Source organism: uncultured Winogradskyella sp., from assembly GCF_947498005.1.
Taxonomy (GTDB): Bacteria; Bacteroidota; Bacteroidia; order Flavobacteriales; family Flavobacteriaceae; genus Winogradskyella.
In genome coordinates this window covers 1-14,034 of record NZ_CANMIW010000010.1, presented here as the reverse complement: position 1 = coordinate 14,034, position 14,034 = coordinate 1, and the positions used below count along the sequence as shown (strand labels likewise).

General features: G+C 30.2%; 15 protein-coding genes. All 15 read left to right on the top strand.

What is annotated here, in order from left to right; all coding sequences use genetic code 11:
• The first annotated feature begins 100 nt into the window (after positions 1-100).
• Positions 101-610, top strand: a complete 510-nt coding sequence (locus tag Q0891_RS15565; RefSeq protein ID WP_299103124.1) for a hypothetical protein — start codon at positions 101-103, stop codon at positions 608-610.
• Between the two features lie 5 nt (positions 611-615).
• A complete protein-coding gene (locus Q0891_RS15560) occupies positions 616-1,353 on the top strand; it encodes a hypothetical protein (RefSeq protein ID WP_299103122.1) in 738 nt (245 codons plus the stop codon).
• A 134-nt stretch (positions 1,354-1,487) separates the two neighbouring features.
• Positions 1,488-2,114 carry a tRNA (guanine-N1)-methyltransferase gene (locus Q0891_RS15555; RefSeq protein WP_299103120.1) on the top strand — a complete coding sequence of 209 codons (627 nt, stop codon included), beginning with the start codon at positions 1,488-1,490 and terminating at the stop codon, positions 2,112-2,114.
• A 165-nt stretch (positions 2,115-2,279) separates the two neighbouring features.
• Positions 2,280-3,092 (top strand): hypothetical protein, encoded by an 813-nt coding sequence (locus tag Q0891_RS15550; protein WP_299103118.1) that lies wholly within the window; start codon positions 2,280-2,282, stop codon positions 3,090-3,092.
• Positions 3,093-3,138: 46 nt separating this feature from the next.
• Positions 3,139-3,630 (top strand): TlpA disulfide reductase family protein, encoded by a 492-nt coding sequence (locus Q0891_RS15545; RefSeq protein WP_299103116.1) that lies wholly within the window; start codon positions 3,139-3,141, stop codon positions 3,628-3,630.
• A 110-nt stretch (positions 3,631-3,740) separates the two neighbouring features.
• Positions 3,741-4,424 (top strand): tRNA (guanosine(37)-N1)-methyltransferase TrmD, encoded by a 684-nt coding sequence (gene trmD / locus Q0891_RS15540; protein WP_299103114.1) that lies wholly within the window; start codon positions 3,741-3,743, stop codon positions 4,422-4,424.
• Between the two features lie 11 nt (positions 4,425-4,435).
• Positions 4,436-4,762: a hypothetical protein gene (locus Q0891_RS15535; protein WP_299103112.1), complete on the top strand. Its 327-nt coding sequence runs from the start codon at positions 4,436-4,438 to the stop codon at positions 4,760-4,762.
• Positions 4,763-4,935: 173 nt separating this feature from the next.
• Positions 4,936-5,286 carry a 50S ribosomal protein L19 gene (rplS, locus tag Q0891_RS15530; protein ID WP_299103110.1) on the top strand — a complete coding sequence of 117 codons (351 nt, stop codon included), beginning with the start codon at positions 4,936-4,938 and terminating at the stop codon, positions 5,284-5,286.
• A 729-nt stretch (positions 5,287-6,015) separates the two neighbouring features.
• Positions 6,016-6,507, top strand: a complete 492-nt coding sequence (locus Q0891_RS15525; protein ID WP_299103108.1) for a hypothetical protein — start codon at positions 6,016-6,018, stop codon at positions 6,505-6,507.
• Positions 6,504-7,076, top strand: coding sequence for a pentapeptide repeat-containing protein (locus Q0891_RS15520; RefSeq protein ID WP_299103106.1), 573 nt, complete (start codon positions 6,504-6,506; stop codon positions 7,074-7,076). Before Q0891_RS15525 ends, Q0891_RS15520 begins: the two co-directional genes overlap by 4 nt.
• 148 nt (positions 7,077-7,224) lie before the next feature.
• The gene (locus Q0891_RS15515; protein ID WP_299103104.1) at positions 7,225-9,444 is read left to right on the top strand and encodes an NADP-dependent isocitrate dehydrogenase; all 2,220 of its coding nucleotides are present in this window, start codon (positions 7,225-7,227) and stop codon (positions 9,442-9,444) included.
• Positions 9,445-9,592: 148 nt separating this feature from the next.
• On the top strand, positions 9,593-11,968 hold the full coding sequence (locus Q0891_RS15510; RefSeq protein WP_299103102.1) for a TonB-dependent receptor: 2,376 nt from the start codon (positions 9,593-9,595) through the stop codon (positions 11,966-11,968).
• A gap of 3 nt (positions 11,969-11,971) precedes the next feature.
• Positions 11,972-12,787 carry a DUF4249 domain-containing protein gene (locus Q0891_RS15505; RefSeq protein ID WP_299103100.1) on the top strand — a complete coding sequence of 272 codons (816 nt, stop codon included), beginning with the start codon at positions 11,972-11,974 and terminating at the stop codon, positions 12,785-12,787.
• 95 nt (positions 12,788-12,882) lie between these two features.
• Positions 12,883-13,695 (top strand): N-acetylmuramic acid 6-phosphate etherase, encoded by an 813-nt coding sequence (murQ, locus tag Q0891_RS15500; RefSeq protein ID WP_299103098.1) that lies wholly within the window; start codon positions 12,883-12,885, stop codon positions 13,693-13,695.
• On the top strand, positions 13,682-13,921 hold the full coding sequence (locus Q0891_RS15495) for a DUF6095 family protein (protein ID WP_299103096.1): 240 nt from the start codon (positions 13,682-13,684) through the stop codon (positions 13,919-13,921). The genes murQ and Q0891_RS15495 overlap by 14 nt, the downstream gene beginning before the upstream one ends.
• Positions 13,922-14,034 lie beyond the last annotated feature (113 nt).

Genomic DNA, 14,034 nt, shown 5'->3' with positions numbered 1-14,034 from the left:
ATTTTTTTTGTTTAAAAGTTAAGCTGTTAGTAATTTAATGAAATTTAAACGCAACCTTTTTCATAGTTTTTCATCTTCTTAACAACTAATCAATTTAATTATGAAAAATAAACTTGCTTTTCTGGCAGTAGTTTCGGTATTGCTGCTACATAGCTGTATCCATTTTGGAGGTGTTGATGATGACTTCATTATGACATCTAATTACGAGCCTGTAATTATTAAGCGTACTGCTTTTGAATCTACAACTATGCTTGAAAACACGCCACGAGCTATAGAAAATTCAGGAAAAATATACGTAAAAGGAAACTATATTTTTATTAACGAGGTAAATGAAGGCTTCCACCTTATCAATAATTCAGACCCTTCAAATCCACAAAATATTGCCTTTATAAAAGTACTTGGCTCTTCAGATTTAAGTATAAAGGAAGACATTATATACGCCAATAATGCTACAGATTTAATTGCATTTACAATTGACGAATCTTCAGAAACTCTAACAATTACGAAACGTTTAGAACATGTATTTCCTCAAATTTGGTCTCCAGAGGGTGAATATTATTATGCTCTCGAAGACGATGATATTATTGTAAACTGGGAACTTATAAACTAATAGCTATGAAAAAAATCTATTTAATTTTACTCGTTATTTTTTTAGTTCTGAGCTGTGATTCTGATAGTTCCAATGATGCATCTTCCTTTTCTGAAAACGGACAAGGTGGATCACTTGCTAGATTTGCACTTTACACCGATTACCTATACGTTGTTGACGATACTAACTTAAATGTGTTTAGTATAATTAATACAGCAGAACCTGTTCAAATTAATACCATACCAATAGGATGGAATATTGAAACTCTATTTAATTATAAGAACTATTTATATATAGGTTCTAGAAATGGCATGTTTATTTACGATTTAGATAATCCTGAAGAACCTAGTTATCTCTCTGCTGTAGAACATTTTACGGCATGCGATCCTGTTATTGCCAATGATACACATGCTTATGTAACCTTACACTCTAATATTGGCTGTGGCAATACCATTAATGTATTAGAAATATATGATGTTGCAGATATTACTAATCCCGTTTTAATATCATCGAGAAATTTAACTCGACCAATAGGAATAGGACTTTACAACGATTATCTATTTGTTTGTGATGATGAAGTTAAGGTTTTTGATATTTCAGATCCTAATAATTCACAGTTAGTTACCTCTATAAATGTTGACAGCTTTGATGTTATTATAAACAATGGAATATTGGTGTTAATTGGAGCAAATGGACTGTATCAATATAGCTTAGACGAAAATGATATTACGAATTTATCACATTTAAGTACGCTTAACATCTAAATTATAATATCTATCGTATATAAAATAGCCTTACTTTAATGTGAGGCTATTTGTTTGATAAATGTTTATGTAATACTCATAAAATTATTATCTTGGCAGTCAATTAATCCATCAAAACTAAAATTAATCTTTAGATGAAATTCCTAACCAAAGTTTCTGTAATTCTTATAGTTACACTTAGTTTGCAAAATTTAAACGCGCAAACAAACACAGATGATGAGGACGATAAGTTGTCATTAAACAGTGGTACAATAGATAGTCAGTTTGAATATATATTTAAGAAGTCTGGTAATTTTAGAGGTACCAATGGCCAAAAATATGAAGCTGTAAAATATGCTTGGCTTTTAACTTTAAAAGCACATGTTCTTGATTCGTTAAAAACTACATACAAAAAACTAGAAAATTCTGAAAAAGTTGTAGGTAACCAAGCTAAGGAAATTGAAGATCTAAAAGTAAAGTTAGTGGATACTCAGACCATTTTGGATCAAACAGATTCTGAAAAAAATAACATGGCCTTATTAGGTATGCAGACTAGTAAAACGAATTACAATGTAATTATGTGGTCTATTATTGGCGCTTTATTTGCATTTTTATTATTATTTATTTACAAATTTAAAGGTAGTAATTCAGCAACACGAGAAGCTAAACACAAATTAGATGAAGTTGAAACTGAATTTGAAGAACACAGACGCACTGCATTAGAACGAGAGCAAAAAGTAAGACGTCAATTACAAGATGAATTAAATAAGCATAAATCTTAATTAAATTTCTTTAACACATTATAATATAAATCCGTAATTTTAATTACGGATTTTTTTTATAAAAAAAAATGAAAAACAAACAGTTAAGTTGCAATGCCTAAACGACTAATATATTTATTTACTTTTATAATTCCTTATATCGGATTTACTCAAACTAAAAGTGAATTGAGTCAACTTTTATGGAATAACGTTCAAGCTTGTTATTCAAATTTAGAGGATTTAGAAAGTAAAACTTCAGACGTAAAAATTATTGACGATTCTAAAAATGGTTACCTATATATTTCTGGCTCATACCCAACATGTGGTTGTAATTGTAGTTCATCTATTGGTGCTTATAAGGATGTTAATGGAAATTACACCTTGTTACAATCGGATTATAGCGGATGTGATTGGATGAAAAAAACCACTTCAAACAGATTACTTTCCGAAATTTTACCAGAAGATTTTGGCATTAAAAGTTTTACAACAAAAGATATAGTAACAGATTCCATCTCTCCTTTGTTTTATGTTGAATTTGAAATCCCTCAACTTGGCACAGATACAAATGTTAATCTTAACCTCGTACCATTTGGAATGAAAATTAAAGAAGATGAACTGATCTGTTATGAATACTCAGAATATAAAAGTGAGAAAACATCGTATTATAATATTATGGAACTGATACGTTCACTAACTGATAAAAATTCATTAGTGTCTATATTATCAGGAAACTTTAAAATTATTGATAAAGCAGATATTGAATTAATTGAAAAATCAATTGAAAAAAAGCAGTTTTTATCTAAAAACGATATTCAAGAACAATTAAAGACGCTAAAAAAGGTTTATGATGTCTATATACAAATTGAATGTACTAACCTTACATTAAGTTGGAATCGTAAAACAGCAAAATTTGAAATTAAACAATTAGGTAAGAAACAAACTAAAGAGACATTCAATGATTTTTTACTTAATAATTTGTTTTGGACAGCTCTATGTTAAAAATGCATTAATAACCAAATTACCTTATCATTAAAGACTATTAAACATGAAAAAACTTATTCTAATTATTATTGTTCTTATAAGTGTCAACGCATTTTCTCAAGAAAAAGAATTATGGGCTAAATCTTTTATAAATAAAGAAGCGCCAGAATTGGTAGTAGAAAAATGGTTATCAGATAAACCAGAGATGGAAGGTAAATTTATACTTATAGATTTTTGGGCTACTTGGTGTGGACCATGTTTAAGATCTATTCCAAAATTAAATAAGTTTCATAAAGAGTTTAGTGAAAATCTAGTTGTCATTGGATTAAGTGATGAAACAGAAGCCACAGTTGAAAAACTCAATTACCCAGAAATAGAATATTATAGTGCTATTGATACCGATAAACATTTAAATGATATTTTTGAAATTAGAGGCATACCACATTGCGTAATTATTGATCCAAATGGCATTGTAGTATGGGAAGGATGGCCAGATCTAAAAGGCTTTGAATTAACGTCTGAAGTAATTCAAGATCTTATTGATTCAGATAAATAAACTCTAATAAATGGAATATTAACAATCATCATTCCATAACAATACTAAAATTAGACTTTATTAAAAAACATAACAATAAATCTTATCTTCGCAGCCAATTAACATAAATCATGCGTATAGATATTATTACCGTTTTACCAGAACTTTTACAAAGTCCGTTTGAAGCCTCTATACTGAAGAGAGCAATAGAAGCAGGTCTGGTAGAAATTCACTTTCATAACTTAAGAGATTTTGCAACTGGTAATTACAAGTCAATTGATGATACTCAATTTGGAGGAGGTGCTGGTATGGTAATGAGTATTGCACCAATAGACAAATGTATTTCAAAATTACAAGCAGAACGTAATTACGACGAAATTATCTATATGACACCAGATGGTGAACAACTCAACCAAAGCATTGCCAACCAAACGTCTTTAAAAGAAAATATAATTATTCTTTGCGGACATTATAAAGGCGTAGATCAACGTGTACGAGATAAATTTATTACAAGAGAAATATCTATAGGTGACTATGTGCTTTCTGGTGGAGAATTAGGTGCAGCTGTTTTGTGTGATGCCGTAATTCGATTAATTCCTGGCGTACTTGGTAATGAAACGTCTGCTTTAACAGACTCGTTTCAAGATAATTTATTAGCACCACCAATTTACACAAAACCTAGAGAGTATGATGGTATGAAAGTGCCTGAAGTACTATTTAGTGGTAATTTTGCTAAAATTGAAAAATGGCGAGAAGAGCAAGCCTATAAAAGAACACAAGAAAGACGTCCTGATCTTTTAGATGATAAACAGTAAAATATTAAATTATGGATAGTTCTACACAAATTCTATTTTCTATTGGTCAGATAATTAGTAGCATTTCTATGCTAATCATATTAGCTGCTACAATTGTACTTATTATAAAAAAGAGAACTCCAGCAACTTGGACCATATTTATTGGTTATCTATTATTTTGTATTAAATATGTTGTAAGCCTAATAATTACAATAATGGCAGGCAGATACAGTATGGACACTCTATTACAAATTCAAGGTATTTCTAATATTGTTAGAAGTTTATCGTATTTAATTTTTGCTATTGGTTTATTAATGTTTGTCATAACAGAATTATCAAAGAAAGATTCTGAGAATTAGTTTCAGTATTAATTATCGTCATCGATTGACAATTAATAAATAATCCCACAAAAAATAATATACTAAAGCATTGCATATTTTATAAAAAGCACTACTTTTGCAAACCAATTTAGACCAACCTCTGGCGAGAATCGTGAATGTTGCTTTGAATCAAAAATTATAAACAAAACAAAATGAATTCTTTAGTAAAATTTGTACAAGACGAATTTGTAACTCGTAAAGACTTTCCAGAATTTAGTGCTGGTGATACAATCACTGTTTACTATGAAATTAGAGAAGGTGAAAAAGTACGTACTCAGTTTTTTAGAGGTGTAGTATTACAACGTAAAGGAAGTGGATCTTCTGAAACGTTTACTATCCGTAAAATGTCAGGAACTATTGGTGTAGAGCGTATTTTCCCAGTGAACTTACCAGCTTTACAGAAAGTAGAAGTTAACAAACGTGGTAAAGTACGTAGAGCTAGAATTTACTACTTTAGAGGTCTTACTGGTAAAAAAGCAAGAATCAAAGAAGTTAGAAGATAATTCAAACTTATATAAAAACAAAAAGAGCCTTCTGTATCAGAAGGCTCTTTTCGTTTTTAACAATTGTTAACAACTACGGTTCATAAGGTGTTGATATCTAAAATGTTAAAACTATAGCGATTTCAAATTTAATTATGTAATTTAGTGAAACAATTAATAACAAACCTAGTTTGTTTTTTGAATCCTATTTCAAATTAATGTTAGTTGTCGTTAGAGATTCGTTCTTTATGTAATGAGGTTGTTTTTTGAGATTGTGTAGCAACTTGTGTTAACAAGTGTTTGTAAAACGATCATGAAGCTTTTATAAGATAACATGCTTGTGTAGGTTATAGTAGAAAAGTGAAAAGTTCTGAAAAAGTAGTGGAATCGAAAGTGCACACGAAAAGGATGAGCAATGTTCCCTAATAGATACTCGAGTATTTGAATATTTATCAGAAAAACATCAAGAAAAACAAACCTAAGAAACAAAGTAATATCAGGTCAATACATTTTGAAAGATATAAAATGTTTCGAATTTGAATCAGATACTGATGTACTGAAAAACTTTTGACGCTGGTCATTTAGTTGAGTTAGTGAAAGCTAAGTAAGTCATAATAGTTCTGTTTCTATGAAAGCCATGTCAACACAGATAATTCTGAATGATATGGCTTTTTTTTTGTTTGGATTAAATACACTAGATCATTAAACCATTAGTTCTTATTTTATATAAAAACGTCTATCCTTAATATAATGAAACCTTTATTCCTCATTATCATCCTACTTTTGACTTCACAGAGTAATGCTCAACGAGATTCGCTTGCTATATTGCATACTAACACATGGACTATTAAAAAGCAAAATCCTTATATATTAAGGAATTGGTTAGAACAAGATACCATAAGCTTAATTTCTACAAACCCAATTAAAAAAATTAAAGATTCCCTTTATAAAAAAAATGGTTTAACTGAAGCCGAATTAAAATTCTTAATTTCAAATGTTAGAGATAAACAAGAACTCATTAATTTTGATTCCATAGGAAAATTACATCATATTAAATACATATTTTGCCCAGTAGGCTCAACCCTATTTCACTTAAAGTCATTTAGTTTAGAAAACAATGTAGTTAACCTAATCTACACCAAGAAGGAATGGAAAAAAACACCTGCTGAAAAATTTTCGGTGTATTATAAAGTTCTATTGTGGGATGACAAACAAATACAATTAAGAAAAATTAAAGAATGAACTTACTTTTATTCGATCAACACGATTTTAAGAGCGAAAATTACACCGTAAACCTACTCCCAAAAGCTGAATATACAGATTGTACGTTTACCAACTGTACGTTTGAAAACTCAGACATTTCAAACATTAATTTTATAGAATGCAACTTCATAGATTGTAATTTTAGCAATGTCAACGTTATTAACACAACCTTCAACGACGTATCTTTCAAAGATTGTAAATTACTTGGTGTTCTATTTCAAAATTGTAATGCCTTTTTGTTATCGTTTAAATTTATTAATTGCATTTTAAATTTCAGTAGTTTCTATCAATTAAAAATTAACCTTACTGAGTTTCAAAATTGTACAATTCATCAAGCAGATTTTACTGAATCCGAAGCAAAACAAGTCGTATTTAAAGACTGTGATTTAAGCGGATCAACGTTTAATAGAACCAATCTAGAAAGTGCAGACTTTACTTCTGCCATTAACTTTAATATCAATCCTTCCGTAAATCAATTAAATAAAGCTTCTTTTTCTAATGAAAACATTTCTGGATTGCTAAAAAGCTTCAATATTAAGATAAAATAATAAATCGATTATTTTAAGCAAAAATTTATTGATTCTTTAAATAATAGCGTGCTTTAGTGCAAATCTAGCACGTGAAAAATCAAACGTTTTCGTATATTTGCTCTGCTTAATTTTAAGCTAATTATTTTTCAAACTATTTACTAGACTTATGACAAAAACAGCAAAGATTGTTTATACAAAAACGGATGAAGCACCAGCTTTAGCAACACGTTCATTTTTACCAATTGTTAAAGCATTTACAAAGTCTTCTGGTATTTCTATTGAAACAAAAGATATATCCTTAGCAGCTAGAATTTTAGCAACTTTTCCAGATTTTTTAACTGAAGATCAAAAAGTAGCTGACGCACTTGCAGAATTGGGCGAATTAGCTAAAAAACCAGAAGCTAATATTATTAAACTTCCAAATATTAGTGCATCTGTCCCGCAACTTACTGCTGCCATTGAAGAATTACAAAATAAAGGATTTAAAATTCCTAATTATCCAGATGAGCCTCAAAATGAATCTGAAAAGGAAATTAAATCTCGTTACGATAAGATAAAAGGTAGTGCAGTAAATCCTGTCTTAAGAGAAGGAAATTCTGATAGACGTGCACCAAAAGCAGTTAAGAATTACGCTAAGAAAAATCCTCATAGTATGGGAGCTTGGACGGCAGATTCTAAAACGCATGTGGCAACAATGTCTGAAGGAGATTTTGCTCACAATGAAAAATCAGTTACGCTTGCAGATAAAACAACCGTAAAAATTGTACATACAGATTCTAAAGGTAATGCCACTAATTTAAAAGAGAATTTAAGTTTACTTAAAGGCGAAATTATCGACGCTACAGTAATGAGTAAAAAGGCATTACTTGAGTTTTTAGAAGAACAAGTTGAGGATGCTTTAGATCAAAGTGTTTTGTTTTCTTTACATATGAAAGCAACTATGATGAAAGTATCTGACCCAATTATTTTTGGACATGCCGTAAGAATATTTTTTAAAGATTTATTTGAGAAGCATGGTAAAACCTTTGATGAAATAGGTGTAGACGTAAATAATGGCTTTGGAAATTTACTTGAAAAATTAAGTGAACTTCCGGAAGATAAACGCGATGAAATTAGAGATGATATTCGTTTTGCCTTAGATCATAGTGCCGATTTAGCTATGGTAAATTCTGATAGAGGAATTACTAATCTACATGTGCCAAGTGACGTCATTATTGATGCTTCTATGCCTGCAATGATTAGAACATCTGGTCAAATGTGGAATGCAGAAGGAAATCAACAAGATACAAAAGCAGTAATACCAGACAGCAGTTATGCTGGTGTTTACATCGCCACTATAGATTTCTGTAAAAAACATGGTGCCTTTGATCCTACTACAATGGGAACAGTACCTAACGTAGGTCTTATGGCTCAAAAAGCTGAAGAATACGGTTCTCATGATAAAACATTTGAAATTTCAGCAGATGGCAAAGTAGAAGTTGTTGATAATAACGGAAATGTATTAATAAGCCATAAAGTTGAAACTGGAGATATCTGGAGAATGTGTCAAGTTAAAGATGCACCAATTCAAGATTGGGTAAAGTTAGCTGTTACAAGAGCTAGAGCTTCCCAAACACCAGCTGTTTTTTGGTTAGATAAAAACAGAGCGCATGATGCAGAATTGATAAGAAAGGTAAATACATACCTTAAAGATCACGATACTGACGGATTAGATCTTAGAATTTTATCACCAATCGATGCTACAAATTTCACATTAGAACGTCTTAAGGCTGGAGATGACACTATTTCTGTAACAGGAAATGTGTTAAGAGATTATTTAACTGATTTGTTTCCTATATTAGAAGTAGGTACAAGTGCAAAAATGTTATCTATTGTTCCTTTAATGAATGGTGGTGGTTTATTTGAAACTGGTGCTGGTGGATCTGCTCCAAAACATGTTCAGCAGTTTGTTGAAGAAGATCACTTACGTTGGGATTCTCTAGGAGAGTTCTTAGCATTAGCTGTTTCTCTTGAACATTTTTCTATTGTAAATAACAATAAAAAAGCGAGCATTTTAGGAGAAACTTTAGATGATGCTTCTGATAAATTATTAGAAAATAGAAAAGGGCCTTCAAGAAAGGTAAATGAATTAGACAATAGAGGAAGTCATTTTTATTTGGCTTTATATTGGGCTGAAGCATTAGCTAATCAAGATAAAGACGCTGATCTTAAAACTGAATTTTCAAAAATATTTAAAGAACTTTCCACTAATGAAGATACGATAGTGAAAGAATTAATAGATTGCCAAGGTGAATCTGTAAATATTGATGGCTATTATTATCCAAATGAAGAACTAGTATCTAATGCTATGCGTCCAAGTAAAGCATTTAATACAATTATGAATTAATTACTTAATTATTATACATTAAGATTTTGTTAAAAAGCTTCTTTCGAGAAGCTTTTTTTATGCTTTTAAATTACTTTTAGTGTAACAACTACATTAGTTATTCGTTATAACAGAAAGTCATCATCAATCAATATAATATTCATCACATATGAAAATACTATCCAGAGGATTTTTTCTCTGCCTATTTTTATGCAGCATTAATCTCTATGCTCAAGAAAAGTTCACATTAAGTGGAACGATAACTGATAACCAAAGTAATGAAACACTCATTGGCGTAAATATTATAATTCCAGAATTACAGACAGGAACCATGTCCAATGAATATGGCTTCTACTCTATTACGCTGCCAGCTGGCACTTATGATATACAAATTAGCTATTTAGGTTTTACAACAGTAAATGAATCTGTAGTACTTTTATCAGACCTTACTAAAAACTATAAATTATTAGAAGCTACTGAAAGCTTAGACGAAGTTGTAATCACAGAAAATATTGAAAAACTAAACATTAAGAAACCTCAGATGAGTGTTAATTCTTTATCAATAAAAACCATAAAGAATATGCCTGTGGTTTTGGGTGAGGTCGATGTTATTAAATCTATTACCTTACTTCCAGGTGTAACTAATGCCGGTGAAGGTGCTTCAGGTTTTAATGTACGAGGTGGTGCAGCAGATCAAAATCTTATCCTATTAGATGAAGCTACCATATTTAATTCGTCTCATTTATTTGGTTTCTTCTCTGTTTTTAATCCAGATGCCATTAAAGATTTAAAATTGTACAAAGGAGGAATTCCTGCTAAATATGGTGGACGTGTATCTTCAGTTTTAGATATTTATCAAAAAGAAGGGAATAGTAAATCATTTCATATGAATGGAGGAATTGGCTTGATCTCTAGTAGATTATTGGCTGAAGGTCCTATAAAAAAAGACAAAGGCTCTTTTTTAATTGGAGGTAGAAGCAGTTACGCCCATTTATTTTTACCACTTTTTGATATTGATAGCAAAGCTTATTTTTATGATTTAAATACTAAACTGAGTTATAATATTAATACAAATAATAATATTTATTTGTCAGGATATTTTGGCAGAGATGTATTTGAAATTTCTGATAGCTTTCAAAATACATTTGGAAATTCTGTATTGAATTTCCGATGGAATCATTTGTTTTCAGATAAACTATTTTCAAATTTATCATTAATTTATTCTGATTACTATTATGGTTTAGAATTAAGTTTTGTAGAGTTTGACTGGGTTTCGGGTATAAAAAACTTCAATTTAAAATACGATTTTAAACACTACATCAACAACAATTTTAAGCTTGAATATGGTTTGAACAGTATGTATTACGATTTTAATCCTGGTGAAATTAATCCTACAACGGAAACTTCTGGAATTAATCCCTATAAACTTATTGATAAATACGCGTTTGAAAATGCCGTTTATATCGATGCTGAGCATAAATTGAGTAATAAGCTTAGTATCAGTTATGGAGCTAGACTAAGTATGTTCCATCGATTAGGCCAAGATGAATTAAATATTTATGAAAATGATTCTCCCTTAATCTTTAATGAGGAAATTGGTATATATGAAAAAGCAGAACCAATAGGAACCGAAAGTTTTAACCGATCTGATGTAATAGAATCCTTTACTAACTTAGAGCCAAGACTAGCTATAGCATATCAATTAAACGATGTATCTTCAGTGAAGGCAAGTTATAACAGAATGAGTCAATATTTACATCTATTATCAAACACAACTTCTCCTACTCCACTAGATGTTTGGACGCCAAGTGGTAAATATGTAAAACCTCAGTTACTTGATCAAGTTGCCGTTGGTTACTTTAAAACATTTAAGGATAATACATTTTCAATTGAAATTGAAAGCTTTTATAAAACCATTAAAAACCGAATTGATTATGTTGATGGTGCAGATTTAATTGCCAATGATGCCATTGAACAAATAATTTTAAATGGAGAAGCAAGAGCTTACGGATTAGAAGTCTTACTCAGAAAAAATGAAGGTCGATTTACCGGATGGTTAGCATATACATTATCAAAATCTGAGCAAAGAACACCAGGACGAACTCCTATTGAAACAGGAATTAATAGTGGACAATGGTATAGCACGGCATACGATAAAACTCATGATGTTTCACTAACCGGAAGTTACGAGCTCAATAAAAAATGGTCATTTAGTTCTAATTTTATTTTTCAAACCGGACAACCCACTACGTATCCTAATAGTCAATATGAATATAACGGACTAGTAATACCAAATTATGAAGCCAGAAACTCAAGTAGATTACCAGCATATCATCGGTTAGATTTATCAACCATATATACACCAAAACCAGAAAGTAAAAAGAATTTTAAAGGTGAATGGGTATTCGGAATTTATAATGTCTACGGACGTAAAAATGCTGCCAGCATATCTTTTGGTGAAAATAGCGACACAAGTAACAATGAAGCAGTTAAATTGGCGATTTTCGGAATGGTACCATCAATATCTTATAATTTTAAATTTTAACACATGAAAAAAGTTTTCTGTTTTTTAATAATATGTACGTTTTTATATTCTTGTGAAGATGTAATTGATGTAGATTTAAATGAAGTTGAACCAAGATTAGTTATTGAAGCCTCCATAGATTGGTATAAAAACACTTCAGGAAACGAACAGTTTATAAAACTAACTCTTTCAGCACCATTCTTTGATGAAATTATTCCACCAGCTAACAATGCTTTGGTACAAATATTTGATACTAATGGTAATACGTTTTCATTTATTGAAGAGAATGAAACTGGTATTTATAGAAATTCTGATTTTATCCCAATTATTGATGGAGAGTATACATTATTTATAAATTATAATAATGAAGTATATACAGCTACAGAAACTTTAAAATCAGTTGCTCCAATTGATTATATTGAGCAAGATGATGAAGGAAGTTTCTTTGGCGATGAGATTGAAATTAAAGTTTATTTTACAGATCCTGCTGAAACAGACAATTATTATTTCTTTGAATATTTTACTGATATTTCGGACTCTCCATCCCTAGATGTTGGCGATGATAGATTTATAGATGGGAATCAAATTTTTGGTTTTTATTCTGAAGAAGATTTAGAATCAGGAAATGAATTAACTATTCGCCATTTTGGTGTATCTGAGCAGTACTATGAGTTTATGTTTATCTTATTACAACAAGGAAGCGAAGATGGAGGTGGGCCTTTTGAAACACAACCAGCTACAGTTCGAGGAAATTGTATAAACACAACTAACGAGGAAAATTATCCATTTGGTTATTTTCGATTATCAGAAGTTGAACAAGTTATTTATACAGTAGAATAGTTTTATTTAGATTAAAATCCAGTAAATTTAATTAGTATATTAATCAAGCTTAACTAAATAGCATCCTATATAATTATTATTCTTACCTTCAACTTATGACGTTTACAAAAATAACAGAACAAGAATCAAAATATAATAATCTCGATAGCATGTCTGTAAATGAGATTATCACTAATATAAATAATGAAGATAAACTCGTTTCTTTAGCCGTTGAAAAATCTTTACCACAAATAGAAGCATTAATAAATAGAATTATTCCCAAACTTAAGAATGGTGGTAGAATTATATATATTGGAGCTGGAACTAGTGGTAGATTAGGGATTTTGGATGCGTCAGAATGTCCACCTACATTCGGAGTTTCAGATAATTTAGTAATTGGAATAATTGCTGGTGGAGATAAAGCCATTCGAAAAGCTGTAGAAAATGCAGAAGATTCAAGAACACAAGGCTGGAAAGATTTAGAAAATTTAAATATATCACAAAATGATACTGTGATTGGTATTGCAGCATCAGGTACTACTCCTTATGTACTTCACACTTTAGAACAATGTAATTCTAATAGCATTTTAACGGGATGTATTACTTGTAATCATAATAGTCCTATATCGTTAACAGCAAAATATCCTATTGAAGTTATGGTGGGTCCTGAGTTTTTAACTGGTAGTTCAAGAATGAAAGCTGGAACTGCCCAAAAACTAGTACTTAATACAATTTCAACAACATGCATGATTCAACTAGGTAAAGTGAAGGGTAATAAAATGGTAGATATGCAACTTAGCAATGACAAACTTGTAAATAGAGGCGTAAAAATGATAATGCAAGAATTACATATTGAACAATCAGAAGCGACCCAATTATTAATGAAATATAAATCAGTAAGAGAAAGTATTAATCATGGACGAAAGTAATCGAACAGATAAGGAAATATTAACAAAGGGCCTGAAACAACTCTTAATTTGCTTAATTTTTATGTTTTTAGGTCCTAGCCTAATACATTTAGCCTTAAATAATCAGGATAAATCTCTATTTATCGTATTACTAATTATAGCATTTATCTTTTGTATAATTGCTATTATATTATTGGCGAAAGGAATTAACACTATTTTAGATAGTATGTTTAATAAGAAAAGTTAGTATTATCATAGTTTTGCTATTATTTTCATAAAACTCTCAGATTAAAAAAAACGAAAAAACCCTTACTAAATAAATAGTAAGGGTTTTACAATACCGATATATCGGTAAAAAAG